The 23,065-nt window shown below is 62.3% G+C and carries 36 protein-coding genes; 18 read left to right on the top strand and 18 right to left on the bottom strand.

Going from position 1 to position 23,065, the window contains the following annotated elements; translation table 11 throughout:
- Positions 1–124 precede the first annotated feature (124 nt).
- Genes LT948_RS32145 through LT948_RS32065 form a run of 17 tightly spaced genes read right to left on the bottom strand, consistent with a single transcriptional unit; the run spans position 125 to position 9,870 of the window.
- Positions 125–493 carry a Mor transcription activator family protein gene (locus tag LT948_RS32145; protein ID WP_003127781.1) on the bottom strand — a complete coding sequence of 123 codons (369 nt, stop codon included), beginning with the start codon at positions 491–493 and terminating at the stop codon, positions 125–127.
- Positions 490–1,038: a hypothetical protein gene (locus tag LT948_RS32140; protein WP_003117363.1), complete on the bottom strand. Its 549-nt coding sequence runs from the start codon at positions 1,036–1,038 to the stop codon at positions 490–492. Before LT948_RS32140 ends, LT948_RS32145 begins: the two co-directional genes overlap by 4 nt.
- Entirely contained in the window at positions 1,038–1,604 is a 567-nt protein-coding gene (locus tag LT948_RS32135; RefSeq protein ID WP_003117362.1) for a gp16 family protein, read from the bottom strand. Before LT948_RS32135 ends, LT948_RS32140 begins: the two co-directional genes overlap by 1 nt.
- Positions 1,591–2,058, bottom strand: a complete 468-nt coding sequence (locus LT948_RS32130) for a hypothetical protein (protein ID WP_003117361.1) — start codon at positions 2,056–2,058, stop codon at positions 1,591–1,593. The genes LT948_RS32135 and LT948_RS32130 overlap by 14 nt, the downstream gene beginning before the upstream one ends.
- A gap of 1 nt (position 2,059) precedes the next feature.
- The gene (locus tag LT948_RS32125) at positions 2,060–2,278 is read right to left on the bottom strand and encodes a hypothetical protein (protein ID WP_003117360.1); all 219 of its coding nucleotides are present in this window, start codon (positions 2,276–2,278) and stop codon (positions 2,060–2,062) included.
- A 1-nt stretch (position 2,279) separates the two neighbouring features.
- On the bottom strand, positions 2,280–2,675 hold the full coding sequence (locus LT948_RS32120) for a hypothetical protein (protein ID WP_003142313.1): 396 nt from the start codon (positions 2,673–2,675) through the stop codon (positions 2,280–2,282).
- 1 nt (position 2,676) lies between these two features.
- Complete coding sequence (locus LT948_RS32115) at positions 2,677–3,300, bottom strand: DUF3164 family protein (protein ID WP_003094190.1); 624 nt, start codon at positions 3,298–3,300, stop codon at positions 2,677–2,679.
- Positions 3,293–3,493, bottom strand: a complete 201-nt coding sequence (locus LT948_RS32110) for a hypothetical protein (RefSeq protein WP_010791825.1) — start codon at positions 3,491–3,493, stop codon at positions 3,293–3,295. Before LT948_RS32110 ends, LT948_RS32115 begins: the two co-directional genes overlap by 8 nt.
- The gene (locus tag LT948_RS32105; protein WP_010791824.1) at positions 3,486–4,097 is read right to left on the bottom strand and encodes a hypothetical protein; all 612 of its coding nucleotides are present in this window, start codon (positions 4,095–4,097) and stop codon (positions 3,486–3,488) included. Before LT948_RS32105 ends, LT948_RS32110 begins: the two co-directional genes overlap by 8 nt.
- Positions 4,097–4,540 (bottom strand): hypothetical protein, encoded by a 444-nt coding sequence (locus LT948_RS32100; protein WP_010791823.1) that lies wholly within the window; start codon positions 4,538–4,540, stop codon positions 4,097–4,099. Before LT948_RS32100 ends, LT948_RS32105 begins: the two co-directional genes overlap by 1 nt.
- Complete coding sequence (locus LT948_RS32095; RefSeq protein ID WP_003142274.1) at positions 4,537–4,878, bottom strand: hypothetical protein; 342 nt, start codon at positions 4,876–4,878, stop codon at positions 4,537–4,539. The genes LT948_RS32100 and LT948_RS32095 overlap by 4 nt, the downstream gene beginning before the upstream one ends.
- Position 4,879: 1 nt before the next feature.
- On the bottom strand, positions 4,880–6,046 hold the full coding sequence (locus LT948_RS32090) for an ExeA family protein (RefSeq protein ID WP_003142272.1): 1,167 nt from the start codon (positions 6,044–6,046) through the stop codon (positions 4,880–4,882).
- Positions 6,046–7,830: a DDE-type integrase/transposase/recombinase gene (locus tag LT948_RS32085; protein WP_010791822.1), complete on the bottom strand. Its 1,785-nt coding sequence runs from the start codon at positions 7,828–7,830 to the stop codon at positions 6,046–6,048. Before LT948_RS32085 ends, LT948_RS32090 begins: the two co-directional genes overlap by 1 nt.
- Positions 7,831–7,833: 3 nt before the next feature.
- Entirely contained in the window at positions 7,834–8,808 is a 975-nt protein-coding gene (locus LT948_RS32080) for a hypothetical protein (RefSeq protein ID WP_010791821.1), read from the bottom strand.
- 9 nt (positions 8,809–8,817) lie between these two features.
- The gene (locus LT948_RS32075) at positions 8,818–9,132 is read right to left on the bottom strand and encodes a hypothetical protein (protein WP_003142307.1); all 315 of its coding nucleotides are present in this window, start codon (positions 9,130–9,132) and stop codon (positions 8,818–8,820) included.
- Entirely contained in the window at positions 9,129–9,389 is a 261-nt protein-coding gene (locus tag LT948_RS32070) for a hypothetical protein (protein WP_003142306.1), read from the bottom strand. The genes LT948_RS32075 and LT948_RS32070 overlap by 4 nt, the downstream gene beginning before the upstream one ends.
- The gene (locus tag LT948_RS32065; RefSeq protein WP_010791820.1) at positions 9,382–9,870 is read right to left on the bottom strand and encodes a hypothetical protein; all 489 of its coding nucleotides are present in this window, start codon (positions 9,868–9,870) and stop codon (positions 9,382–9,384) included. The genes LT948_RS32070 and LT948_RS32065 overlap by 8 nt, the downstream gene beginning before the upstream one ends.
- Positions 9,871–9,993: 123 nt before the next feature.
- Here LT948_RS32065 and LT948_RS32060 point away from each other — a divergent pair, with 123 nt between their 5' ends.
- Positions 9,994–10,218: a hypothetical protein gene (locus tag LT948_RS32060; protein ID WP_015649394.1), complete on the top strand. Its 225-nt coding sequence runs from the start codon at positions 9,994–9,996 to the stop codon at positions 10,216–10,218.
- A 284-nt stretch (positions 10,219–10,502) separates the two neighbouring features.
- Here the strand turns inward: LT948_RS32060 and LT948_RS32055 are convergent, their stop codons facing one another.
- Complete coding sequence (locus tag LT948_RS32055) at positions 10,503–10,733, bottom strand: DNA-binding protein (RefSeq protein WP_003142304.1); 231 nt, start codon at positions 10,731–10,733, stop codon at positions 10,503–10,505.
- Between the two features lie 106 nt (positions 10,734–10,839).
- Between LT948_RS32055 and LT948_RS33420 the strand changes: the two genes are divergently transcribed.
- The 17 genes from LT948_RS33420 to LT948_RS31975 all read left to right on the top strand — a co-directional run bounded on the left by LT948_RS33420 (position 10,840) and on the right by LT948_RS31975 (position 23,064).
- Positions 10,840–11,178: a helix-turn-helix domain-containing protein gene (locus LT948_RS33420; RefSeq protein ID WP_015649395.1), complete on the top strand. Its 339-nt coding sequence runs from the start codon at positions 10,840–10,842 to the stop codon at positions 11,176–11,178.
- Between the two features lie 16 nt (positions 11,179–11,194).
- Positions 11,195–11,698, top strand: coding sequence for a hypothetical protein (locus LT948_RS32050; protein WP_010791819.1), 504 nt, complete (start codon positions 11,195–11,197; stop codon positions 11,696–11,698).
- A 151-nt stretch (positions 11,699–11,849) separates the two neighbouring features.
- Positions 11,850–12,146 carry a putative holin gene (locus tag LT948_RS32045; RefSeq protein ID WP_003152187.1) on the top strand — a complete coding sequence of 99 codons (297 nt, stop codon included), beginning with the start codon at positions 11,850–11,852 and terminating at the stop codon, positions 12,144–12,146.
- Positions 12,147–12,148: 2 nt separating this feature from the next.
- Positions 12,149–12,307, top strand: a complete 159-nt coding sequence (locus LT948_RS32040) for a hypothetical protein (protein WP_003094227.1) — start codon at positions 12,149–12,151, stop codon at positions 12,305–12,307.
- Positions 12,304–12,933 carry a transglycosylase SLT domain-containing protein gene (locus LT948_RS32035; protein WP_010791818.1) on the top strand — a complete coding sequence of 210 codons (630 nt, stop codon included), beginning with the start codon at positions 12,304–12,306 and terminating at the stop codon, positions 12,931–12,933. Before LT948_RS32040 ends, LT948_RS32035 begins: the two co-directional genes overlap by 4 nt.
- Before the next feature lie 201 nt (positions 12,934–13,134).
- On the top strand, positions 13,135–13,758 hold the full coding sequence (locus tag LT948_RS32030) for a hypothetical protein (protein ID WP_010791817.1): 624 nt from the start codon (positions 13,135–13,137) through the stop codon (positions 13,756–13,758).
- Positions 13,758–14,078: a DUF2730 family protein gene (locus LT948_RS32025; RefSeq protein ID WP_003117315.1), complete on the top strand. Its 321-nt coding sequence runs from the start codon at positions 13,758–13,760 to the stop codon at positions 14,076–14,078. Before LT948_RS32030 ends, LT948_RS32025 begins: the two co-directional genes overlap by 1 nt.
- A complete protein-coding gene (locus LT948_RS32020) occupies positions 14,075–14,377 on the top strand; it encodes a VpaChn25_0724 family phage protein (protein ID WP_003117314.1) in 303 nt (100 codons plus the stop codon). The genes LT948_RS32025 and LT948_RS32020 overlap by 4 nt, the downstream gene beginning before the upstream one ends.
- A gap of 2 nt (positions 14,378–14,379) precedes the next feature.
- Positions 14,380–14,928 carry a phage protein Gp27 family protein gene (locus tag LT948_RS32015; protein ID WP_003121466.1) on the top strand — a complete coding sequence of 183 codons (549 nt, stop codon included), beginning with the start codon at positions 14,380–14,382 and terminating at the stop codon, positions 14,926–14,928.
- 1 nt (position 14,929) lies between these two features.
- Positions 14,930–16,603, top strand: a complete 1,674-nt coding sequence (locus LT948_RS32010) for a hypothetical protein (protein ID WP_003126996.1) — start codon at positions 14,930–14,932, stop codon at positions 16,601–16,603.
- On the top strand, positions 16,597–18,171 hold the full coding sequence (locus tag LT948_RS32005) for a DUF935 domain-containing protein (protein WP_010791816.1): 1,575 nt from the start codon (positions 16,597–16,599) through the stop codon (positions 18,169–18,171). The genes LT948_RS32010 and LT948_RS32005 overlap by 7 nt, the downstream gene beginning before the upstream one ends.
- Positions 18,161–19,399, top strand: coding sequence for a PBECR2 nuclease fold domain-containing protein (locus tag LT948_RS32000; protein WP_003138159.1), 1,239 nt, complete (start codon positions 18,161–18,163; stop codon positions 19,397–19,399). Before LT948_RS32005 ends, LT948_RS32000 begins: the two co-directional genes overlap by 11 nt.
- Before the next feature lies 1 nt (position 19,400).
- Positions 19,401–19,976, top strand: a complete 576-nt coding sequence (locus LT948_RS31995; protein WP_010791815.1) for a phage virion morphogenesis protein — start codon at positions 19,401–19,403, stop codon at positions 19,974–19,976.
- A 210-nt stretch (positions 19,977–20,186) separates the two neighbouring features.
- Positions 20,187–21,296: a phage protease gene (locus LT948_RS31990; RefSeq protein ID WP_003129234.1), complete on the top strand. Its 1,110-nt coding sequence runs from the start codon at positions 20,187–20,189 to the stop codon at positions 21,294–21,296.
- 5 nt (positions 21,297–21,301) lie between these two features.
- The gene (locus tag LT948_RS31985; RefSeq protein WP_003121593.1) at positions 21,302–21,706 is read left to right on the top strand and encodes a hypothetical protein; all 405 of its coding nucleotides are present in this window, start codon (positions 21,302–21,304) and stop codon (positions 21,704–21,706) included.
- A gap of 14 nt (positions 21,707–21,720) precedes the next feature.
- Positions 21,721–22,617: a Mu-like prophage major head subunit gpT family protein gene (locus tag LT948_RS31980; protein ID WP_003127513.1), complete on the top strand. Its 897-nt coding sequence runs from the start codon at positions 21,721–21,723 to the stop codon at positions 22,615–22,617.
- Positions 22,618–22,629: 12 nt separating this feature from the next.
- Positions 22,630–23,064: a hypothetical protein gene (locus LT948_RS31975; RefSeq protein ID WP_015649419.1), complete on the top strand. Its 435-nt coding sequence runs from the start codon at positions 22,630–22,632 to the stop codon at positions 23,062–23,064.
- Position 23,065: the final 1 nt, after the last annotated feature.

Below are 23,065 nucleotides of genomic sequence, written 5' to 3'. Positions count from 1 at the left end.
TGAGAGAGAGTGAGATAAACCAGAAGGGTAAAGCGAGAAAATTGTGGGATATAGAGGAAGGGAAAGGGATTTAGTGGGATAGGCTTTGAAAAAGAGTTTCCAAGGATGAAAAGGCGGCGGCCGGTCAGGCCAGGCCGTCGCCGAGGTCCAGTTTGCCCTGGTCACGTTCGAACTTCCGATCCTGAATACGCTTTAACAGCTTATATATAGAGCTGGGCGTCAGTCCGTACTTCCGGGCCAGGGCGTGATGGTTTCGTCCGTTGAACTCGGAGAGTATCTGGAGATCACGCTTGGTAACCTGGTGGCGATAGTCGGAGGGGATGTACAGCGTGGCGCCACGCCACTGGTTCGCCAGATGGTCAGCTACCGCGTGGCCGGCCTGTTCAGCCAGGCCAGCGTCAATACCATGTTCAGACAGTACTGTTGCTGTATGTGCCGCAATGTCGTCCAGCAGCTCATGGCGAGTTTCCGCCAGAATCGAACTCTGCTTCATGCTCCCCCCTTCAGCGCCGCGATCTGGCGCTCTCCATCCTCTTTAGTAATCAACCCCAACACGATATCGGACTGAATTCGACCGACTTGGTCTTGGAGCAATTGCTGGGTGCTGGGTCCACCGGCCTGCGGCCGCTTTGAGGAAGCGGCCAGAGCCTGCGCTGGATCACTGGCCAGGCCCCACACCACCGCGCGCAGGTAGTTGTGGTTCTCAAGCGGCAGTTGCAGGCGCTCGCGGCCGGTGATCATCTGCTCGATGCCGGTGGTCCATAGACGCGGCGAAGCCGGCTTGGTGTCGTTGGAGCGGGCATCCTTTTGCACTGTGCCTGTATTGACCAGGTTGAGTAGTTCCTCCACAAGCTTTATGGCGCGCGTCATGCGTAGGCCTCGCTTGGCTGGACTGAACAGGCGTAGGTAATTGAGTATTGCGCGGCCCAGTTTCGGATCGAGGCCGGCAAACAGCGCCGCCAGCCTCTTGCCGTCGGTATCTGCGAACCCGGCCTCTACAGGAAACTGCTCGCCGCAGCAGGGGCACTGCAATTGCATTACAAGAGCCCCCGAGCAGACGCTGCTGCACGCAGTGTTTCGACCAGGCTCTTGAGAATTGGACGTCGCCGCTCCCAGCCTTTGGGCAGGTGTTCCAGATCCGCCCTCCAGTTTGGATCATGCTCGCCGAGCAGCTTGAGCAGTTCCTCCACGTTACCCAAAAGCCCGCGCTTCTCCTGCTCAACATGCAGGGCAGCCAACACTGCTTTGAGCTGTTCAGGCTTCTTCAGCCAGGCCACTTTGGCTACGCCAAACTGGCGTTTGGCGATCGCATCGGCGTAGCTCCAAGGCAGCCCCATGTTGGTGAGTTGAGCCTCGATCACCTCGACCTCCGCTGGCAGTTGCCGCCAATTGTGCGGCTTGCCGGCTGCTCGCTTGCTGGGCTGTGGTTGCCAGCCCAGGCGCTTGAACTCCGTCAGCAACTGCTCGGCCTGGCGCAGGTTGAGATCCCGCGCCGATCCCTTGCCGAACATCACCTGCAGTTTCTGCCGATAGACATCGTCCTGCAGGCCGAGCTGCTGACGAGCGATGTGGATCTTGCTGAGCAGCCCCCTAGCGAGTGCCATGGAACACCTCCATGCCATGCCGACGCCCCAGCCGGCGCAGCTCAGCATCGCTGACGCCCAATTCGCGAGCGAGCCTGGCCGTCTGCGCGGCCAGCAGCGCCTGGGCGGCGATCATCCGGCTCAACCAGACCTTCGGGTTCACGCCAGGAGCCGGCTGCAAAGCCGGCACGGGCGCTGGTGAGCGTTGGGGCTCGGTCTTTGCTTGCGCGCGCGGTGCGGCAGGCTTGGCTTTGAGCGACGAGTTCTCGGCCAGGGCACCGTTGTATACCGGCGTCCTCATGGGGTTGATGACGAAAGTGTCCGGCAGCTCGCGCATCTTGTACCCGACTTTCTCGATCTGCCCGCCGCCGGCCAAGAACTGCTGAACCAGTTCGTCCAGCTCCTGGGCCTCCTGCCGCTTTACGTCAGCATCACGCCGAGGTGGATCGCCGGCCGTTGAGTGGTAGCGCTCCATGTCATTGCTCCAGCAAGTGCTTGGAAAGGGTCTGCTGGATTTCCTTCGCGCAAGCTCTCCAAGCCTCTTCCGAGACAATGGCATTGCGCAAGGAACCCTCCGGGCTGGCCAGAACGCCGCTGCTGAACTGGTCCAGGGCCTGGAAAATCATCACTTGCATCAATGGACCTGAGCGCGAGTACTCCATCAGTTGGGTGACTACTTCGAGATTGCTAGCCACTTCACACCTCCTCTACCGGCTCGTTCGTACTGAGAGACAGCGGCAGTTCGCCAAGCCAGAGGCGAGCGACCTGCAGACCCATTCGAAACCCTATAGCCCTCGGGCCGCTCAGCACGATCGGATCGTCACCCAGGTGGATTTCCATCCCTGACGGCGCGCTCAGAACCTGGTCAATATTGCCTATGCCTCTCTGGTGCCAGGAAACGAGCAACTCGGCCACGCGCTGCAGGTCAGTGTTTGAGCAGAAGTCTTCCAGCATCTCGCGCAATTTAGCCTTGGCTTCCTCCGCATTCTCGATGGCGTGGCCGTCGTCGAATGTGCCCCCGACCAGCGACCAGGCGCTGGCGAAGACCTGGGCCTGCGACATGATGGTGTCGATGTTGATCTCTTTGGCCATCTCACACCCCCGCGATATCAAGAGGAATGGAGCGGTACTGGTCGGTGTCCCCGACCCGCTCCTGGATACGCACGTACGCCTTGGTGCTCACGACCTGGACAGCCTCGCCGATGGCCTGCATTGCACGCTGCCAACGTTCGTCATCGATCTGCAGGCGGCGCAGGGCAAGCACGCTGCCGGTACGGATGTTCCCAGCTTGGTCCACGCGGAACGCATCGTTGATCAGCGTGATGACCTCCGCGCGAGCACCTTCCGTCCATTCGTGGAGGCACTCGTCGATCAGCGCCTTGGCCGCCTGCAGGCGCTCGTCGAAGGCGATGTTGTCGGCCATGGCCCGAATGACCTTGTAGCGACCGTCGAAGCTGACCAGAGAGGCGTTGCCCTTCTTGCCTCCTACCTTCGCCTGGTACTGCTCGGCCGACAGGGTGATGAAGGCTTCGATATCGCCGAATGTTGCCAGTTTGAAATCCAGCAACGCCTTGTTCAGAGCCTTCCCCTTGGCAACGATCTCCTGCACAAGGCGGTCGCGCTCCAGGTCAATGGGCTTGATCATTTCTTCAGGTACCAGGCGCCCCTTGGCGTCCATGCGGTAGCCGGCGGGAACATGCACTGTTTGTTCAGCCATGGGAGGTTTCCTCTTCGGGATTCGGTACAACGCTCATCTCAGCCAGGGAGACGAACGCATTCAGGATGTGTCCGCAGTTGCTGCAGGTGATCACCAGCTCGATCAGGCTCGGGTCATGAGCTGCAGAGCCTGCGGTGATTTCGGGGTACGGAGTGCTGCACGCGGGGCAGTCGATTTCCAGAACATCAGCCATGGGGACGTCCCTCCAGCTCGGTATCAATCTGCAGGTCGAGCGCGTCACCCTGTGCGAGGAGCAGCGCCGTGGCCTTCACTAGGTTCTTTCGAGCGTCCAGGCTGGGTTTCCACCAGGATGGCTCGAACGGCCACCAGCCCGGCACCAGTTGCGTCAGGCACGGTTCTCGTTCTGGCTGGCAGATCTGCGTAACGGCTTCGTCGGCGTAGCAGGTAGCAGCCAGCGCTAGTTCACCGCCTCGGTGCTCAGCGTCATGGTCGGGGCTGAAGCCTTCCTGTCGGATCTGCCGCTGCCGTTCTGCCAGCACATCCCGAGCGAAAGCAGATACCGGCTGCTGGACCGGCATCGCGAAAAGAGCGATCACGTTCTTGCCATCCTCAGCCCATTGCTCCGCTCGGTTTGGATCAGCCGTGTGGTCCGAGATCCAGGCGCCGTCGAAAATGGCCCATGCCACAGGCTGTACTTGCGGCGCCCCATAGAGATGGGCTGTGCAGCTCATGAGGTCGGGGTAGCCACCAGGACGTCCCATTCGGTGCTTGCCGTTCTCCAGCGGCACGCCGGCCTGGCAGCCGTCGCACTGGTTCCGCTTTGTGCCTTTGTTCATCAGTGCACCCTCCCGTTGGCCGCGGCCTGCTTAAAGTTCTCGCGGTAGCGGTCGGTGAACTGCTCGACCTTGCGCATGACCAAGTTGTGATCTCCGACGAGTTGTGCTTCGCACATCACAGCCAGCTCGTTGCAGAGCCGGTCGCTGCTGGCTCGCAGTTGATCGAACTGGAGCCAGAGGTCGTTGTACCGGTTGCACTCCGTGACCAAGTTTTGCTCGGCCTCCTTTACCTGCGCCCTCAGCTCGTCAAGGAATCCGTCGAATCCACCCAGGAACAAGAGCGTTCCGTCGTCGTCGACCTGGAACGTCGTGTTGAGCAGCGGAACGCGCACACCCTGAATGCTGGCGAACAGCTCGACTTCATCCGGTTCCAGATCCAAATGGCGCGCAACGGTGTGTAGGCGACCAGCCAGCTTCTTTACGGTTACCGGAAAGCTGCTCATTGGTCCTGCTCCTTCACCGGGGTCGTCCAGGCCACGTCAACACCGAGCAGGCTGACGACATGGACGGTGACCAGCCCGCGAGTGGTCTGGCGAATGCCGCGGATGGCGTTGCGGAAGCGGCGGTGCAGCCGCAGCGAATCCTCTTCGCGGATAAACAGGCGGCGATCGAGCACCGACGTCTGCTCAATCGGAATGCCGGCCTGGCGCAAGGCGCGGGTGGCGCTGTTGACTGCTTCCAGGCAGCGGGCCAGCTCTGGCGTCAGTACTGTGCAGAGCGGCAGATGGGTAGCTTTCGGCTGCTCTTCAGGGAGGCGGCCAGTGATCGGTACGACGTTCATGTCAGGCCTCCCGAACCACGTCAGCAGTGACGCGCGGCTCGCCGACGAGCGCGGCATAGTTCATAGCGGCCTTCACCAGGTTGCCGATGGCCAGGGGATAGAGCAGGCTGGGCTTGTTTTCCTTGACGCCCCCCAGCCTCTCGATGATGGCCTGCAGGCCGGATGCATCGATCACATCGCTCAGTGGCTTGCCAACCCGCTCGAAACGAAACGCCAGGTGCTGTTCCAGCCCGCCGACCGTGAGCGGCGGCAACTCGACGATCTCGATGCGCTGGGCCACCTCTCGGACTTCGCCGTTGCGCGGCGACAACTTGATGAGCAGTTCGGGCTGACCGATCAGGATGATCGACACCAGCTTCGTGTAGCCCAGTTCGAGTTCGCGGTAGCGCTTGAGGTGCTTGATCGTCGGGGTCGATAGGCTGTGTGCCTCCTCGATGATCAGCAGGTGGCGCGAGCCTGCGGTGTGGCTGGCCTTCAGAGCCTTGTGCAGTTGCGCCCAGCGGGCCTGCGAGCTGTTCCGCGGCGTTTGGTCTGGCGCGATCTCCGCCAGGATGGCCTCGGCGATATGCTCGCTCTTGAGGGGCTTGCCCTTGGTGTCGTTGTCTTCCATCCCCAGCACGTATGGCTGAATGACCGTCACCGGGCTGCCTTCCAGGCGATGCTCCAGATCTCGGCGCAAGGTGGACTTGCCCGCCCCTGACTCGCCGATCACTGCCAGGAAACCATCGTGCATAGCGACCTGGTGCATCGCCTCGCGAACATAGCGGATATCAGCGTTGATGAAGATGTCGTCGGCGCTGTGCAGTTCGTCGAAGGGGTCGCGACGGATGTCGAAAGCCTTCTTCGTGGCTGGCAGCAATACCTGTTTGCGCATTAGCATGGGTTCGCACTCCTCGTTTTCTTGAGCGTCTTCGGGGGTTGCAGGGGCCCCGGCGTTGGCGCGCCGGGGCCCCACTTCGTCGAAGGCCTGGCGCACGGTGTCGAACTGCGCGCCCTGAGCCATCAGGTATTCGGTGATCCGCCAGGCCAGTTGCTGCTGGTCCAGCGATTTCGGCCACTGGCTGTGGTTGATCAGTTGAGCGATCGCCGCCGGACTGAGATCGACCGCACGGGCCAGATCGGTCTGCGGCTTGCCGAGGCTGGCCAGGACTTCCTTGAGCTTCAGCATTACGAGTTACCTCCCACAACGCGCAGCGCGGGCCGGCTGGGCGCCGCCTGCAACTGCTCGACGATGCTGTCGAGCTGGTCCTCCAGCACCCCGTCGGGGTAGTTGGACTTGAGCCAGAGCATCGACTCGGGACTCCAGACGCCATCCAGGCGTGCCCGGAGGATCTTGGCGGCTGCCGGGTGACTCAGTGGCGTGCTCTCGACGGTGGGCAGTGTCACGTCGAGCTGCAGCTCGCTGCCCTTGCGTGGCATGAAGGTCGGCAACTGAGCGTCTTCGATATGCTGGTAGGGCTTCAGCCTCCCGCCGAACGGAATGGCCTTGGCCTTGCGTGCGGCCTGCTCTTCGGCATCGGTATCGACGCCCATGGCCAGCCGGGCCGCTTCCTTGCGGGCTTTCTGCGCAGGCGTCTCCGCATGCTGCCGGAAGTCCTCGCCAATCATGGGTGCCCGCACGTCGAAGCCGAACTCGTCTTCCTCGATCCTCGGAATGACGTGGAAGACTTCATGGCCGTCCTGGTCGAAAGTGATCGCCTGGGCGGCATCGCTTTGCCAGGGGTTGCGGGTGATCATCAGCTTCTCGCCGATCATCACGCCAGGTACGACCGAGACGTCGTATTCAGTTCCCTGGAAGCTGACGCGCAGCTTGCTGGTGACCTTGCGGCTCTCCGGCTCGGCGATTGCCAACTGGCGGCATACTTCGACGCTGGGCGCTTTCACCAACTGGTGCTCACGGATGCGCATCCAGGCCTCCGAGCGGGTCATCCCATGGCGGGAGTGCTTCTTCGCGGCGTTGAACCACGCGCGCCAGGTCTTGGCGGCAGCGTTCAGTTCGTCCAGATCGGCGACAGGCTGGAAGCGCAGTCCCGCCTCGAACTTGCGCTCGATAAGGTTCCGGGCGTTCTCCACCTGGCCAGTCACCCGCGCGGCACCGGGCTTGTGAACGATGACGCGGATGCGCAGCGCACGGCAAAGGTTCCTGGCCATGGCCGAGGTGTTGGCAGAACCTGGGTCCATCATCAGAATCTTCGGCACGCCGTGCAGAATGTCGTTGCCACCGCGCTCCTGCATGGCGTCGATCAGCACATCACACAGGTTCTCGCCGCTCTCGGCTCCCATGACGTACTTCAGGTAAATCCAGCCACTGGCGTGCTCGGTGATCTCGTACGACCAGACCCGGTTGGAGGCGATGCGGGCCACGTTCTTCGGCTTGTTCTTGTAGAACTGGTCATGCTCCATGACGCGCAGGCCGTTACCGTGCTCATCGGCGCCGGGCTTGAGGTAATAAAGAACACACAGCGAGGCATCGATCTGCCAAACGTGGTTGGGGTGGCAACTGCCCAGCTCCGTTACCGGAGCAGGCTGCAGCAATTGCTGGGGATGAACCCCGAAGCTGTAGAGAGCCCTGGATATCGCACTGATGGACAGCGGCCGAATCTCGCCCGTGTCCTCGTCAACGACGTCCGCCCGGATCATCTTGCTGGCCCGTAGCGCTTCCACCGCATCCTCCAGGCTATACAGGCGCTTTTCGTTGCGGCGCGCACTCTCCATCAGCGCGCTACTGATGGTCAGGGCATCTTCCCGGCTCAGGGCACTGGTGCCGGCGTCACTCCGGCGTTTGCGGGGCTTGCTGTCTGCGGTGACCTCCCTCAGCTTGCGGTAAAGCGTGGCGAGTGACATGTCGAGCCGCTGGGCCGTCGACTGGGCAATCTCTACGCGCTGCCCGCGTGGGGCGGCGCGAAGGGCGCGCTCCAGATCGACCAGGGCTTGAGTAATGACGGCGCTCATGGCTCAGTCCTCAGCCACGCCTGCAGGCTGGGACTTGCCCATTTGCTCGATCCAGCCGAATTCGCTGATGTCATCGGGGGCTTCGCCGTCGGGCAACTGGAACTCTTCGCGAATCTGCAGGAGCAGTTTTTCGAGGTGGCGCACCAGACCGGCCTGGAAGGTGCGGGGGTCGGTACCGGTCTTTTCGGCGTGGTCGAGCATGACGGAGAAGGCTTCGCGCAACTTGCCGCTGATGTCGGCCTCGGCTTCGAAGGCGATCGCCGTTGCTTCCTGGCGAAGCTCTTTCTCGGCCTCATCCGCCTTCATGGTTTGGATGCGCCGCTTGGTCTTTTCCAGTTCGTGGACGGTTTCGTCCAGCTCGCGGGACTTGCGCGCCATGCGCTCGCCCAGGGCTTCGTTGTCCGCCCGTAGATCCTCTACCTGCTTCTCCAGGGCAGCCTTTTCCTTGGTGTGGGTGGCGATCAGTTCCTCGGCCAGGTACTCGACGGCGTCCTTGTTGCCCTGCTTGGCCGCTTCGATCAGGGCGCTACGGGCGTCATCGGGCAGCTTTCGCCACTGGCGCAGCTCGCGGTAGCCGATGCCCATGCGGGACATGGATTCCAGGGCTTCTTCGCCGAAAGTGCGGAGGTTGGCGATATCCATGTTTGCCTTGTCGACAGAGATGCCGAGCAACGAGCAGAACTCGTCCCAAGTGCCAGAAAACTCCGAACCGTTCGGACTTTTCTTCCCGGCAATGGCACGGTAGAGCTTGTTTTCCTTGACGTAAGCGAGCTTGGAAGTCCGAACCGTTCGGGAAAATTCCTCGAACGCCCCTGCCATCTGCGCTTGGCCGAGCAGTTGGTTGACCAGGTCGCGCTCCTCATGCATGCCCTGGGCAATGTCGCCCAGCATGGTCAGCGCGCCTGCCTCGGCCTGGTACGCCTGCTGGTTGACTTCAGGTATGGGTTCCACTTTCACGGGGGATGCTTTACGGGCCATGGGATTTCCTTAGTTCGGGAGACGGGTGTAGCGTTGGCGACGCTCGTTGAGTTCGTCCTGGCCGCGGCGCAGGGCTTCGTCGAATCCAAAGGCCACCTGGACCAGGCGCGGTCCGAGCAGCCAGCGCTTGTCGTCATGCGGGCTGCGGTCGGCCAAGCCGGCGATGCGCAGGTTTTCCAGGGCGCGCAGGGCGGCGCTGGCGTCGCACTCGGCGGCGACCGCCACCTCCTTCAGCAGCAGCCCCCGGAATTCGTTGGCGGCGAGGGCCAGCATGACCCGTAGGGTTCGCTGGACCTGCTCGGAGCGGTATTTTTCGGTGCTCATGCGCAGCGCTCCATCGGGATGACGACCAAGGCGCCGGACTGGGTGATAGCGGCTTGGCCACCGGTGGCCTCCGCCAGTTGCTGGTGGAGATGCTGGGCCTCGTTGCACCACCCTTCGGCACATTCCTCCATGCGGGTCAGCTCGGTGCGCAGGTACTCGTTCTCTTCGGCAAGGCGCGCAGCTTCGATGCAGAGCTGCTCATAGGCTTGCTCGTCCAGGCGCTGCAGCAGCGCCTGCAGGTTGATGGACTCACTCATCGTCAGCCACTCCAAAGTCCAGTTGCGGGGTTTCTGCCTGGGCGACGTTGCCGTGGTGCCAAGCGAGGGATTCGAGGCCGGCGCGGATGGCGTCCAGGGTCTGTTCGGCGGTTTGCTTGCCGTCGTAGAAGGCCATCAGCGCGCCGGTGGCGTTGTGCAGCACGCCCTGCAGTTGCTGCAGGTCGTTGGCGTTGCAGGCCTTGCCAACCGGGATGTCGACCAGGAGCTTGCCGTGAGCGGCGGCCAGGTAGCGGGTGATCAGCGGCAGGCCGCAGGCTTTCTCCAATGACAGCACCATGGTCAACGGCAGGCGGCCATTGCCCATCCATTTGTAGAGGGTGCTGGCGTTGTTCTGGCACAGATGGTCTGTGGCAAGCCGCTCGATCCCGCGGTTGTAGCGCTGCATGGCCAACTGCGCACAGCCGTCCAGCGCTTCGGCCGGCGAGCGCGGCACCCAGTGTTTCCAATTCCGGCGCTTCATTGGATGGTGCTCCAGAAGCCCCAGTAGTCGTCGTCCAAACAAATAGCTGTTTTCACCATTGGCAAAGCCATTGCGACAACGCCAGCCTGATGGGGTACATTCACCCTCGTCGGAGAGACAGACATGACTACCCCCGATCACCTGGTTCTTGATGCGTCGATGCGCTCGGCGTTTGTTGCCCTGGCACGTCGTCTGGCAATTGATCACGGCCTTGACCTGCAAGGTCTTGCCTGTGACCTGGAGACGCTGGCTGACGCGCAGTCGGGCGAGACATGGCAGATGCCGCATCGGGATCTGGCTGGTGTGCTGCGGTATGTTGCCGAGCGTGCTCAAGCAGGCGGAAGCTGATCTGGTGGGCCTCTTCGCGGCTCATGCGATGGTTGAGCAGCCGACCTGCGCTGATGAGCATCAGGCGATCGATCAGGCGCTCGGCGCCTGGCGATGCTACGGTCCGGTCCACCAACAGGAGGCTGCTCTGGTGAGCATCGGCCAGGTGCCAGGCGATGTCCGAAGTATCACCAGGGGCGCAGGCGATCAGAGCATCGAGCGCGGCGCGCCAGGTGTCCATCGGAGCGGGAGTCAGGTCGATGTGCTCGACCGGCGGCTGAAAGCGAGGCATGGCTGTACTCCTCTCAGGCGGCGAGTTGCTCGACGGAGAGCTTCATGCCGAGCTTCAGGGCGATTTCATGGGAGGTGCCGCGGCGGCCTTTGAACTGGCCGTTGATGACCATGTACACCTGGTGACGGGGATAGCCGTTGGCCTCGGCCCAGGCCGAGATCGTTATACCGGCGGCGCGGAAGAGTTCCTTAACGCGCTCGCCGGTGTACGGCGTGCGAGTGGGGAGCGGATACGGGACGTTCATGACGGGGTTCCTATCTGCTGAAAGATTGCTAATAAACCAATGCATGTGCAGTGCTTTGGTGTGAATTGATATTGGGACATCAAAGTCCCATAGTCAAGGGACTTTTATGCCTCAAAGCATCGGGGATCGGATCCGACAAATACGCGGTGGACTAGGCGTGGGGGAGTTTGCGGAGCGCCTTGGGGTGAATCGCAAAACTGTTGCGCGCTGGGAAAGCAATGAGGCGCTGCCTGACGGAGCATCACTTCTAACGTTGCACAGCTGTTTCGGGGCTGATCCTGGCTGGATTCTGACCGGAGGAGGAGCGCAGCCTAGTCCCGCTGAGCTAGCACCTGACGAGCGCATCCTGCTGGACAACTACCGGCATAGCCCGCCCGACGCTCAGGCCGCACTCAAGGCGACGAGCGATGCGTTCGCGCGTCGCACTGGTAAGAAAGCAGGATGATGAATAAGGGGGAGGAATGGATTTCAAAGTACTGCTTGGGGCAGTGATGTTGGTCAGCCTATCGGTGGCCGGATGCTCCACGAAAAACTATGGCCGACAGCCGGAACTGACTGACTTCGAACGGCAGACCATGAGCTGCCGCGAGATTGACCTGGAACAGGCCAAGGTTCAGGGCTTCCTGACCCACGTGCGTGAGGAGAGCGAGTTCGACGGACGCTCGGTGCTGTCTTTCCTGGGCGACTTCGGGATCGGCAACCTGATGGAGAAGGACGCAGCAGTCGACAGTGCCAATCAGCGCCTGACCCAGTTGGCAGGTGCCAAGATGCAGCGCGGCTGCACCTATGCCTATGAGGCTGAGGCCCCAGCTCAGCAGCCGTACGCGCCACCACGCGCCTATGCCCCAGACGGGCCCGCATCAGCTTCTGCGCGTTCTGTCGACGCCCAGCTCGACGAGCTGAACCGTATGCAATTGCCCTACGAGGAGTACCAGCGGCGATACCGAGAAATTACGGGGCAATAAAAACGGAACGCCAAGGCGGCGAATTTCCCTCGGATTGGTTTTCGCTCCTTCCAAAATACACTCTGCTCCCCCGTGGGGATGATCGTCACACCTGCTTGCAGGTAGGACCTTCAGTCAGGCCAAGGATGGCCGCCCCATCGGGAGCATCGTTATGTCATCGCCGCAACCCCGGCGCCGCCGCGCGCCGCGTATGACCAGCTGGACGCTGGTCACCCTCGTCCTGCTGATCATCCTCGCCGCGATTCGCCCGGAGCAGCTCCAGGTCGTCGCCTACAAACTTGTCCTAGTGACCCTGGGCGCGGTGGCCGGTTACTGGATCGATCGCAGCCTGTTTCCCTACGTGGCTCGCCCGCATGAGTGCTCAGCCAATCTGGTTGTCGTGGGCGCCTGGCTGCGCCGTGGGCTGATCGTACTGGCTTGCATCCTCGGCCTGACGCTGGGGCTCTGACCATGGGCGCCCCGCAAATCATCTGGATCGTGCTGGCCGCTGTGGTCCTGGTTACGTCCTATGCGTGCGATGGCCTCACCAACGTGATCAGCTTCAAGCAGCGCGTGTTCGACGTGATCGCGATGACGGCCCTGGTGTGGTGGGGAGGCTTCTTCGGATGAAGCGCCTGCTCACCCTCGGCCTGCTGGGCCTGCTGAGCGCCTGCCAGCCGGCCTTCGCGACGGATCGCATCCCCACTGCCGCCGAGCAGTACCGGCGCACCCTGGTGCGCAGCGCCCATGCTGAATGGGGCCTGTCGGCACCGATCGCCACCTTTGCCGCACAGGTTCACCAAGAAAGCCGTTGGCGTGCTGATGCCCGCTCGCCTGTTGGTGCCCAGGGTCTGGCGCAGTTCATGCCCGGAACCGCGGAGTGGATCGCTGGCCTGTATCCGGCCGCCCTCGGCACCAATCAGCCGTTCAATCCTGGCTGGGCACTGCGCGCGCTGGTCACCTACGACCGTTGGCTCTACGACCGAAACCAGGCCTCCAGCGAGTGTGATCGCTGGGCATTCGTACTGTCCGCTTACAACGGCGGCCAGGGGTGGGTAAATCGCGACCGTAGGCTGGCCTCGGCATCCGGCGCCGACCAGCTGGCCTGGTTCGATTCCGTCGAGCGCTTCAACGCCGGGCGCTCGGCCGCCAACTTCCGCGAGAACCGCAACTACCCGCGCCTCATCCTGCTTCGCTATGAGCGGATCTACCTGCAGTGGGGCGACGGCGTGTGCGGAGAGAGGTACACCCTGTGAGACTGTCCTCCAGCATCACCTTGGCTCTGAACGTTACCTACCTCGACCTGGCGGTGATTCAGCGGCTGTTCGCAGGCAGTCGCGACTTCCTACCGGCACCTGAGCTGTATTGCTCGCCAGTGCCGCGCGAGCGGCATGGTAAGTCCGGTGTGGCTCGGGCAAAACGCAAGGCGCGCAAGTACCGTCGGCAAAGGGGGCTCCATGGGCATCCTTAGTCTCCTGCGCTCCAACTGGTTCTGGATCGCGCTGATTGCGGTGCTGTACAGCGTAGCTGTAGTGATCCACGGCTCCGCAAGCTACGACCGTGGGTACGCCACCGCTCGCGCCGAAGGTGACGCAGAGCTGCTCAACCTGCAGCTGCAGCATTCCAACGAGCTGGCCAAGATCGCTGAGGACAACTTCCTGCAGTTCCAGCAGCAGGTCACTCGCGCGAATCAGGCGGAAGCGCGATTCCTGTCAGCCCAGGACCAGTTCACTGCCCTCCAGCAACAGCTATCGGAGCGTATCGCCCATGTCTCGACTCAATACCGGCCGGCACCAGGTGCTTCCCCTGTGCCTGCTCCTCGCTTCGTTGTCACTTGCGGCTGGCTGCGGGACTACAACCACGCCCTCGGCGCCGATCTGCCCTCGCCAGCAGCCTGCAGAACTGCCGCCAGCCCTCAAGAAACGGCCTGGCCCGCCTCCGGCGCTGACGCCGAACTACTGGAAAGCGGTGTCAGCGCGGCTGACATCCTGGCCCATGCCCGCGATTACGGGAAATGGTCTCTCACCAACCTGGCGCAACTGAATGCGCTGCTCGATGTAAACGACAAGGAAACTCACTGATGGACTTGGACTTCGTGCTGCGCGCCGGCCAGTTCGTATTCACCGCGGCGGTGGGCCTGTACTCGCTGGCTGCTGCGCGTCGCTCCAGCTCCAAGGCCGAGGCCGAACACCTGACGAATCGGCTTTCATCCCAGGACAACCGACTTCTCACCCTGGAGCAGCAGATGCTCCACCTGCCGGACAGCCAGCAGCTGTCGGAGCTGGCCGGCGACATGAAAGCCATGCGCGCCGAGCTGTCGGGGTTGGCCAAAGCGCTGGACCCTTTGACTCGCTCGGTTGATCGCATCAATGACTACCTGCTCAGCGAGAGACGCCCATGACTAGCAACTACTCCGATTTCATCAGCCAGGACCGCCGCCTGGTGATCCTGCGCATCCTTGCGGAAATGCCGACCTACCAGGCCAATAGCTCGGTACTGCACACCGTCCTCAGCCAGTGGGGGCATGACCCCAGCCGCGACCAGGTGAAGGGCGAGTTGCGCTGGTTGGAAGAGCAGCAACTGGTGAAGATCGAGGACGTCAGCAACGGCGCAGTGCTGGTCGCGAAGCTGACTGAGCGCGGCGCCGACGTGGCCGCCGGCCGCGCCCGAGTGGACGGCGTGAAGCGTCCGGGAGCCTGACCATGGGCCGCAAGTCCAGCATCGACAAGCTGCCACCGGATGTGCGTTCGTTCATCGAGCGCTCCCTGCGCGAGAACCGCCTGACCCTGGACGAGCTGATCGAGCAGTTGCAAGAGCGCTTCCCGGGCAAGGAAAAGCCCAGCCGTTCAGCGATCGGCCGATACAAGGTCAGCTTCGACGAGATGACCCGGCGCCTGCGCGAGCAGCAGGCAATGGCCAGCCTGCTGGTGGAAGAGCTAGGCGAGAACCCAGACGAACGTGCAGGGGCGCTCTTGGTGCAATCCATCACCACCTTGACGACCCATGCGGCCTTCGCTGCGCAGACCGAGGACGAGGTCGACATCGAGGACGTCCGCAAGCTGGCTCGGGCAGCCAAGGATGTCCTGCAGGCCCGCAAAGCCAGTATGGAGGAACGCCGCCAGATCGAGCGCGAAGCCCGCGAGAAGCTGCTCCAGGAGCAGGAGCAGCGCTTGGAAGAGCAGCGTGGCAGCGACGGGATGAGCGAGCAGCTCGAAAACCGAATCCGCGGCATCCTCCTGGGGAAAGCCTGACATGGCTATGCGCGCAACCACTGCCGAGCTGGGTAAGAGGCTTACTGCGACTAGTGCCCCGCGTAAGATCGACCTGGCCGAGGAGATGGAGCTGCTCGGCGTCGACGTGCCGCAGGAAATCTCCGAAGCCCAGCCGGCCAATGAGCCCGTCTTCCTGCCGTACCAGCAGCGCTGGTTCGAGGACGAGAGCCAGATCATGATCGCGGAGAAGTCCCGCCGTACCGGCCTGACCTGGGCCGAGGCCGGGCGCAACGTGATCAATGCCGCCAAGCCGCGGCGCCGAGGTGGCTGCAACACCTTCTACGTCGGCAGCAAGCAGGAGATGGCGTTGGAGTACATCGCCGCCTGTGCTCTGTTCGCCCGTGCTTTCAACGAGCTGGCAGAGGCCGACGTCTACGAGCAGACCTTCTGGGACGAAGGGAAGAAGGAAGAGATCCTGACCTACATGATCCGCTTCCCGAAAACGGGGCGGAAAATCCAGGCCCTGAGCAGCCGGCCGAGTAACCTGCGTGGCCTGCAGGGCGACGTGGTGATCGATGAAGCAGCGTTCCATGAGTCCCTGGAGGAGCTGCTGAAGGCCGCCCTGGCATTGACGATGTGGGGCAACAAGGTGCGCCTGATCAGCACTCACAATGGCGTCGACAATCCCTTCAACACCTACATCCAGGATGCCCGAGAGGGCCGGAAAGACTACAGCATCCACCGCATCACCCTCGATGACGCGATTGCTGAGGGACTGTACAAGCGAATCTGCTACGTCACGGGCCAGGCTTGGTCACCCGAGTCCGAGAAAGCCTGGCGTGATGGTCTGTACAAGAACGCCCCCAACATCGAGTCGGCCGAGGAAGAGTACGGCTGCGTCCCGAAAAAGTCCGGCGGCGCCTACCTGTCGCGGGTGCTCATCGAGCAGGCGATGGTCGCCGACCACTCGATCCGCATTCACCGCTACGAGGCGCCGGCCGGCTTCGAGAGCTGGACGCCAGAGCTGCGAGAGGCGGAGGTTCGCACCTGGTGCGAAGAGAACCTCCTGCCAGAGTTGGCCCGCCTTAGCGACCAGGACCGCCACACCTTCGGCGAGGACTTCGCGCGCCGCGGCGACCTGACCGTCTTCACGCCTTTGGCGATCTCGCCGACCCTGCGCAAGCGCGTCCCCTTCCAGGTCGAGCTACGGAACCTCACCTACGAAGCTCAGCGCGACATCATGCGCTTCATCTGCGATCGCCTGCCGCGACTCAGTGGACTGGCCTTCGACGCCACCGGCAACGGCGGCTACCTGGCCGAGCAGGCTGCGCTGAAGTACGGCGCCGGGATGGTCGACCAGGTGCAGCTCAACCTGGCCTGGTACGCCACCTGGATGCCGAAGCTCAAGGGCGAATTCGAGGCATTCAACCTGGAGATCCCGCGGCACCAGACCGAGCTGGATGACCTGCTCTCGATCAAGGTCGAGAAAGGCATCCCTGTCATCGACAAAGGCCGCACCAAGGACTTGGAGTCAGCCAGCGGCAAGGGCAAGCGTCACGGGGACGCCGCCATTTCCTTGGTCATGGCCGTCCGAGCCAGCTACATGGAGGGTGGCGAGATCGCCTTCACGGCGCTGCCACGCCATAGCCGCGGCTTCGACAACGTCCAGGACCACAACAACGATATCGAGCTACCGGAGCCTTCAGCATGGTGACTATGACCCGGATTCTCGGCCCCGACGGCCAGCCGCTGCGCCTGAACGAGATCCGTGAGCCCCAGACCGCCCAACTGACCAGTCTGCACCATGAGGTCGCTGGTCACCCATCTCGTGGACTCACGCCTTCAAGGCTTGCCTCGCTCCTCGACTCCGCCGAGCAAGGTGACATCGTCGCCCAATATGAGCTGTTCGAAGATATGGAGGAGAAGGATGGCCATATCCACGCCGAGATGTCCAAGCGGCGCCGCGCGGTGGCTCAGTTGGACTGGGACATCGTTCCACCCGACAACGCAACAGCTAAGGAGAAGGAAGCTGCGGCGGCCTTGTACAACCTCATGCAAGGTCTGGACGACTTTGAAGAGGTAATCTTCGATACCACCGACGCCATCGGCAAGGGCTTCGCCTGCCAGGAGTTCGACGGCTGGCAACGCGTTGATGGTAACTGGCTCCCCAAGGCGATCATCCATCGCCCCCAGTCATGGTTCCAACTACCGCGAGGCGTTCGGCAAGAGATCCGGTTGCGTGGTCCGTCGGGAGGGACGCCGTTGCAACCCTTCGGTTGGATCACGCACGTTCACAAGTCCAAGAGCGGTTATCTGGAGCGCTCGGCTCTGTTCCGTGTCCTGGTCTGGCCCTACCTGTTCAAGAACTACTCGGTAGGCGACCTGGCCGAGTTCCTGGAGATCTACGGCATCCCCATGCGGGTCGGTAAATACCCGACCGGTGCCACCGAGAAAGAGAAGCTCACACTGCTGCGCGCCCTGGCCGCACTTGGGCACAACGCTGCCGGGATCATCCCTCTTGGCATGGAGCTGGATTTTCTGAACGCAGCCCAGGGCGATCCGGCCGCGTTCCAGTTGATGATCGAGTGGTGCGAACGAACTCAGTCAAAAGCCATCCTCGGTGGCACGTTGACCAGCCAAGCAGATGGAAAGACCTCCACCAACGCCCTGGGCAATGTCCACAACGAGGTACGCAAGGACTTGCGGGACGCCGACGCGAAACTGTTGGCGAAAACACTCAGTCGTGACCTGGTCTACCCGATTGCCGTCCTGAATGGCCTTGTCGACAGTTGGGCACGCTGTCCCCGGCTGGTCTTCGACGTCCAGGAGGCCGAAGACCTCAGCGCCTACGCCACAGCTCTTCCACCATTGGTGAAGCTCGGGATGCAGATCCCTCGCAGTTGGGCGCAACAGCGCCTGGCAATCCCGGAGCCAGCCGAGGGCGAGGAAGTGCTCGCGACCGTGACCGAGCCGGTCGTACCGCCGGCGCAGGTACCCACACGTGCCTTGGGAAAAGCGGTGGCCACCGCTGAGACACCTCCGCCGAAGACCGCCGACCAGCAGTTGGATGACGCGCTCCGCCCGACCACCGACCGATGGATCGACCAAGTCCGTGCGCTGGTGCAGAGTGCATCCAGCCTGGATGAAATCCGTGATGGCCTGGAGCAACTGCTTCCGGACATGACCCTGGAACAGTACGCGGATGCGATGGCGCAGGCCCTGGCCGCTGCGGCGCTACAGGGGCGAGTCGAGATCCTGCAGGAGGTGGCCGGTGGCGCTTAGAGCAACCTCACTGCCTTTCGCCGAGCAGAACCAGTTCTTCCGGCGCAAGCTCAATCTGCCGACCAACGCCTGGACGGACATCTACACCCGCGAGCATGACTATGCCTTCGTCGTCGCCGGCGCCAACCGCGACGACCTGGTGCAGGACTTCCGTCAGGCAGTGGAGAAGGCAATAGCCGATGGCACTACGCTGGAGGAGTTCCGCCGTGACTTCGACCGTATCGTCGCCAAGTACGGCTGGAGCTACCGGGGCGGGCGCAACTGGCGCAGTCGAGTGATCTACGAGACCAACATGCGCAGCAGCTACATGGCCGGTCGCCTGGAGCAGCTCATGGCTGTGCGCGAGGAACGTCCTTACTGGCAATACCTGCACAGCGATGCTGTTGAGCATCCGAGACCGAAGCATGAGTCCTGGAATGGCCTGGTCCTGCGTTGGGACGATCCTTGGTGGCAATACCATTTCCCGATCAATGCCTGGGGATGCCAGTGCAGCGTGCGCGCGCTCAGCGAGGATGACCTACGCCGTATGGGCAAGGATGGCCCGGACGAGGCACCACCGATTGTGTGGCAGGCCCGGACCATCGGCCAGAACAGCCCAGACGGGCCGCGAGTGGTCGAAGTACCAGAAGGCATTGATCCCGGCTTCGAGTACATGCCGGGCCAAGCCAGACTGGACACTGCGGTGCCTCAGCCTCGCAATGGCGGGCCTACGCCTCCGGCCGGTCTACCAAGCACTCCGGCTTCTGACCCGCTACCTGCGCCTCGTCCTGTTCCGACCAACCAGTTGCTGGACCAGGACATGCTCGATGCCGACGCGATCAAACGCTTCCTGCGGCCGTTCGGCGCGACCCTGGATAAGCCGGCCGTCTTCCAGGATGTAGTCGGTCAGCGCGTAGTGGTGGGGCGCGAGATGTTTGTCAGCCGAGCCGGCGGTGATCTGCTAGTAGCGGAATCCGGCATGTCGAAGAAGTGGTTGATGCTGGCGGCTGAAGCACTGCGGCGTCCGGCAGAGATATGGGTACGGCTGGATTGGGTCGAATCTCTGAAAAAGGCTGTGGTCCGTCGACGTTACCTGGCCAGCCTGCAGGTAAGCGGCGAAGCGGCTCCCGTCCAGGTTGTTGTCGAGCTGGACGCCAACGGCTGGGCGGCGAGCGCCGCGGTCGTCCAGCCAGGGCAGCAACCGCTGGCACCATATCGCCAAGGTGTTCGGCTGTACCAGGAGACGTGACGTGGCTGGAGTAACCCTTGAATACAGCAGTGAGAAGGTACTTGAGGCGCTGAGGGCAGCCGCTGATCTCATGCGCTCCCCGGCCCCGATGTTCCGTGATATGGGCGAGTACATGCTCATTGCCCTGGACGAACGCTTCGAGAGCCAGAGCGCACCTGACGGTACGCCTTGGCAGGCGTTATCCCCGACCTATCAGCGGCGAAAGCGGAAGAACCAGGACAAGATCTTGGTGCTCGATGGCTATCTGAAAAACACCATCCGATATCAGGCCAGCGACGACGAACTGGCGGTCGGGTCCAACCGTGCCTATGCAGCGATTCATCAATTCGGTGGTGAAATACAGATTGCGGCTCGCAGCCAGCAAGCGTATTTCCGGCATGACGCCAAGACCAACGAGGTCAGCCCCCAGTTCGTGAACAGACGTCGGGCGAACTTCTCTCAGTGGGTGTCCCTCGGTCCCTACACTATCAAGATCCCGGCTCGGCCGTGGCTAGGCACCAGCAACCGCGACGATGACGAGCTGCTAGCGATCGCACAGAAGCACCTCGATCGAGCGCTTTCCGGGGAAAGCTCCTGAGCGCGCCAAGAAGGCCTTTCATGGTTCATTTGGCTGCCGTGGTTCCACTCCAATGCGGATCGGCGCAGCAACGGCGTTTATAAATCGATTTGAAGAGGGTTCCTCTTAGTGGCTCAGGTAGAAATTGCCTGAGCCACCAGAATTTCCGCTTCGCACGATTTTCGCCCCTTCCAAAAGACAGCTTAAGTGTCTGGCGCACAGAGTGGCGCCATGAAAACGAAGCCCCTTCTCGCCGCCATAGCTCTCGCCGCCTGCAGCTTCGATATACAGGCGCCGACCGAGGGCAATCTCATCACCCTGCAGGTAACCCCGGCCGGGCAGTTCAAGCCGCGCGACAACCGGGAAATGAAAGTCCCCGCCTGGAATATTGACGCTGCGTTGGCAGCGGCTGTCGTGCAGCGGTTCGCGGCAAAGAAAACGCCTCCGGTGCTCGACTACGAGCACCAGACCCTGTGGAAAGAGGAAAACGGGCAGCCGGCACCCGCTGCTGGCTTCTTCCGCGCCCTGGAGTGGCGTGAGGGCCAGGGCTTGTTCGCCCAAGTCGAGCTAACCGCCCGTGCAAAGCAGTACATCACCGATGGCGAGTATCGCTATTTCAGCCCTGTCTTCCTGTTCGACCCCGTGACGGGTGACGTCCTGGACCTTCAGATGGGAGCGCTCACCAACAACCCGGCTATCGACGGCATGCAAGCCCTAAGCGAGCGCGCTGCAGCCACTTTCCAACTGACCATCGATCCATCCAACGAGGAACCGCTCGTGAATCCACTGCTGAAAGCGGTGCTTGCCGCACTCGGCCTGGCCGAGAACACCACCGAGGAGCAGGCCATCGCCGCGCTCTCCGCCCATACCACTGACCTGGCCTCGATGCGCAAGCAGCTGGGCCTCGACGACACTGCTGCCTGCAGCGCCATGCTTGCAGCCTGCACTGGGCTGAAAGCCAAGGCAGCGACCGCAGTAGATCCGGCCAAGCATGTTCCCGTTACCGTCGTCGATGAGCTGAAGAGCGAGATCGCGGCGCTGACCATCCGACTCGGCCAACGCGACGAGAAGGAACTGGATGCCGAGATCGCGACTGCACTGGAAGACGGCCGGCTGCACAAGAGCATGGAAAAGTGGGCTCGGGAGTTGGGCAAGGAAAACCGTGCCTCTCTTACTGCGTACCTTTCCGCTGCACAGCCGATCGCTGCACTGTCCGGCTCGCAGACTCGGGGCCAGCCGCCGGTACCGGACGAGAAAACCGGGCTGACGGCCGACGAACTGGCCGTATGCACGGCCATGGGTATCACCATTGAGGCCTTCAAGGCCGCGAAGGAGGCCTGAGCATCATGGCCCTGACCAAAGACCGCAACACCCCACGCCGCGACGGCATGCAGTTCAACGACCCGGTGGCGGCCAACGCCAAGATCTTTGCCGGCAGCCTGGTGTGTCTCGACGCTTCGGGCAACGCCGTACCAGGAGCGCTGTCGACCACCATTGCGGCGCGCGGTATCGCCCAGGAGCAGGTCGACAACACCGGTGGCGCCGCCGGCGCCAAGCGTATCGAAACCCGCCGGGGTGTATTCCAGCTCGCCAACAGTGCCTCGGCCGACCAGATCACCCGCGCCGACATCGGCAAGGAGTGCTTCATCGTCGACGATCAGACGGTCGCCAAGACCTCTGCCACTGACACCCGCTCGGTTGCCGGCGTCGTCCGCGATGTGGATGACGGCGGTGTCTGGGTAGAGATCTAAGGAGCAGCATTCAGATGATTATCAACCAGCAAAACCTGCGGAACCTCTTCATCGGTTACCGCGCGGCGTTCCAGAATGCCTTCGCAGGTGTTCAGCCTGACTTCAACCAGTTCGTGCTGACCGTGACGTCCGGTAATGCCTCCGAGCAGTATGGGTGGCTCGGTAACTCGACCGCGTTCCGGGAATGGCTCGGCGACCGAGTGATCCAGAACTTGGGCGTGCACGACTACACCATCAAGAACAAGACCTTCGAGAACACCGTAGGTGTTCCTCGCGAGAGCATCGAAGACGACAGCTACGGGCTGTTCACCCCCTTGATGGGGCAATTGGGCCAGGACTCCGCGATGCACCCGGCGGAACTCGTCTACGCGCTGCTCAGTGGTGGTTTCACTCAAACCTGCTACGACGGCCAGTACTTCTTCGACACCGACCACCCGGTAACTAGCGCGGCTGGCAACGAGGTTTCCGTCAGCAACTTCCAGGGCGGCAGCGGCACACCGTGGTTCCTGCTCGACACCACGCGAATCATGAAGCCGCTGATCCTACAGAAGCGGAAGGACTACAACTTCGTGACCATGGACGCCGAGAAAGACGAAAACGTCTTCATGCGTAAGGAGTACGTATACGGCGTTGACGCGCGCTTGAATGCCGGTTTCGGGTTGTGGCAGCTCGCCTACTCCTCCAGGGAAGCGCTGGATGCGAGCAGCTTCAACGATGTCTACGCGGCGATGCAGAGTTTGCGTGGAGATAAGGGCAAACGACTCGGTATCCGACCGAAGCTCCTGGTCGTTCCGCCATCGCTGCGCAGCCAGGCGTTGGAAGTGGTCAAGGCCGAACGCAATGCGGCTGGAGCCACCAATATCAACCGCGACGTGGTGGACGTGCTTGTCACCCCGTGGCTGGCGGCCTGACGGAGGTGTGCAATGGCAGGTAAGAAAAGAACTGCAGATCAACCCGAGGAGCGGTCCGGCGTAGCAGTAAGCGCGGACACAGGCCTGTCTACTGGTGATTTCACTTCTCCGCCTGGGGTTTCCGCCGGTCCCCAGGTTGTGGAGCAGCCAGGGGAGACCATTGCTCAGGATGCCCAGCTCGGCCAGCAGAGCGGAGACGCTGCTCCGTCGCCTGACGCGGCTCTGCAGCCAATGGCCAGCGCCAAGGGAGCGGCAGGTGAGGACGAGGTAGAAGCACTGTTCGTCCGTTCCGTACCGGATAGCTTCCGGCGCTGTGGCCATCGTTTCACGCGAGAAGGCCACGGCATTGCACTCTCGCTGTTGAGCGACGCCCAGGTCGATGCACTGCTCAATGATCCGAATCTGGTCGTCGAGCACTGCTCGTTTGCACTGAAGGATGTGAGCTGAC

It is taken from the genome of Pseudomonas sp. CP-1 (genome assembly GCF_021213715.1).
Lineage (GTDB): Bacteria > Pseudomonadota > Gammaproteobacteria > Pseudomonadales > Pseudomonadaceae > Pseudomonas > Pseudomonas aeruginosa.
Note: the sequence above shows the minus strand (reverse complement) of the source record. Positions and strands in the feature narration are given on the sequence as shown.

Bases quoted from the DNA above. Each gene is read 5' to 3' on its own strand.
- LT948_RS32015 (WP_003121466.1), top strand. From the start codon at position 14,380: ATGGGCCGCAAGTCCAGCATCGACAAGCTGCCACCGGATGTGCGTTCG.
- LT948_RS32025 (WP_003117315.1), top strand. From the start codon at position 13,758: ATGGACTTGGACTTCGTGCTGCGCGCCGGCCAGTTCGTATTCACCGCG.
- LT948_RS32120 (WP_003142313.1), bottom strand. From the start codon at position 2,675: ATGGCCAAAGAGATCAACATCGACACCATCATGTCGCAGGCCCAGGTC.
- LT948_RS32085 (WP_010791822.1), bottom strand. From the start codon at position 7,830: ATGAGCGCCGTCATTACTCAAGCCCTGGTCGATCTGGAGCGCGCCCTT.
- LT948_RS32060 (WP_015649394.1), top strand. From the start codon at position 9,994: ATGACTACCCCCGATCACCTGGTTCTTGATGCGTCGATGCGCTCGGCG.
- LT948_RS32080 (WP_010791821.1), bottom strand. From the start codon at position 8,808: ATGGCCCGTAAAGCATCCCCCGTGAAAGTGGAACCCATACCTGAAGTC.
- LT948_RS32065 (WP_010791820.1), bottom strand. From the start codon at position 9,870: ATGAAGCGCCGGAATTGGAAACACTGGGTGCCGCGCTCGCCGGCCGAA.
- LT948_RS32035 (WP_010791818.1), top strand. From the start codon at position 12,304: ATGAAGCGCCTGCTCACCCTCGGCCTGCTGGGCCTGCTGAGCGCCTGC.
- LT948_RS32140 (WP_003117363.1), bottom strand. From the start codon at position 1,038: ATGCAATTGCAGTGCCCCTGCTGCGGCGAGCAGTTTCCTGTAGAGGCC.
- LT948_RS32075 (WP_003142307.1), bottom strand. From the start codon at position 9,132: ATGAGCACCGAAAAATACCGCTCCGAGCAGGTCCAGCGAACCCTACGG.
- LT948_RS32055 (WP_003142304.1), bottom strand. From the start codon at position 10,733: ATGAACGTCCCGTATCCGCTCCCCACTCGCACGCCGTACACCGGCGAG.
- LT948_RS32100 (WP_010791823.1), bottom strand. From the start codon at position 4,540: ATGAGCAGCTTTCCGGTAACCGTAAAGAAGCTGGCTGGTCGCCTACAC.
- LT948_RS32045 (WP_003152187.1), top strand. From the start codon at position 11,850: ATGTCATCGCCGCAACCCCGGCGCCGCCGCGCGCCGCGTATGACCAGC.
- LT948_RS32010 (WP_003126996.1), top strand. From the start codon at position 14,930: ATGGCTATGCGCGCAACCACTGCCGAGCTGGGTAAGAGGCTTACTGCG.
- LT948_RS32050 (WP_010791819.1), top strand. From the start codon at position 11,195: ATGGATTTCAAAGTACTGCTTGGGGCAGTGATGTTGGTCAGCCTATCG.
- LT948_RS32115 (WP_003094190.1), bottom strand. From the start codon at position 3,300: ATGGCTGAACAAACAGTGCATGTTCCCGCCGGCTACCGCATGGACGCC.
- LT948_RS31990 (WP_003129234.1), top strand. From the start codon at position 20,187: ATGAAAACGAAGCCCCTTCTCGCCGCCATAGCTCTCGCCGCCTGCAGC.
- LT948_RS32095 (WP_003142274.1), bottom strand. From the start codon at position 4,878: ATGAACGTCGTACCGATCACTGGCCGCCTCCCTGAAGAGCAGCCGAAA.
- LT948_RS31980 (WP_003127513.1), top strand. From the start codon at position 21,721: ATGATTATCAACCAGCAAAACCTGCGGAACCTCTTCATCGGTTACCGC.
- LT948_RS32145 (WP_003127781.1), bottom strand. From the start codon at position 493: ATGAAGCAGAGTTCGATTCTGGCGGAAACTCGCCATGAGCTGCTGGAC.
- LT948_RS31985 (WP_003121593.1), top strand. From the start codon at position 21,302: ATGGCCCTGACCAAAGACCGCAACACCCCACGCCGCGACGGCATGCAG.
- LT948_RS32135 (WP_003117362.1), bottom strand. From the start codon at position 1,604: ATGGCACTCGCTAGGGGGCTGCTCAGCAAGATCCACATCGCTCGTCAG.
- LT948_RS32090 (WP_003142272.1), bottom strand. From the start codon at position 6,046: ATGCTGAAGCTCAAGGAAGTCCTGGCCAGCCTCGGCAAGCCGCAGACC.
- LT948_RS32130 (WP_003117361.1), bottom strand. From the start codon at position 2,058: ATGGAGCGCTACCACTCAACGGCCGGCGATCCACCTCGGCGTGATGCT.
- LT948_RS33420 (WP_015649395.1), top strand. From the start codon at position 10,840: ATGCCTCAAAGCATCGGGGATCGGATCCGACAAATACGCGGTGGACTA.
- LT948_RS32020 (WP_003117314.1), top strand. From the start codon at position 14,075: ATGACTAGCAACTACTCCGATTTCATCAGCCAGGACCGCCGCCTGGTG.
- LT948_RS32070 (WP_003142306.1), bottom strand. From the start codon at position 9,389: ATGAGTGAGTCCATCAACCTGCAGGCGCTGCTGCAGCGCCTGGACGAG.
- LT948_RS32030 (WP_010791817.1), top strand. From the start codon at position 13,135: ATGGGCATCCTTAGTCTCCTGCGCTCCAACTGGTTCTGGATCGCGCTG.
- LT948_RS31975 (WP_015649419.1), top strand. From the start codon at position 22,630: ATGGCAGGTAAGAAAAGAACTGCAGATCAACCCGAGGAGCGGTCCGGC.
- LT948_RS32105 (WP_010791824.1), bottom strand. From the start codon at position 4,097: ATGAACAAAGGCACAAAGCGGAACCAGTGCGACGGCTGCCAGGCCGGC.
- LT948_RS32040 (WP_003094227.1), top strand. From the start codon at position 12,149: ATGGGCGCCCCGCAAATCATCTGGATCGTGCTGGCCGCTGTGGTCCTG.
- LT948_RS32005 (WP_010791816.1), top strand. From the start codon at position 16,597: ATGGTGACTATGACCCGGATTCTCGGCCCCGACGGCCAGCCGCTGCGC.
- LT948_RS32110 (WP_010791825.1), bottom strand. From the start codon at position 3,493: ATGGCTGATGTTCTGGAAATCGACTGCCCCGCGTGCAGCACTCCGTAC.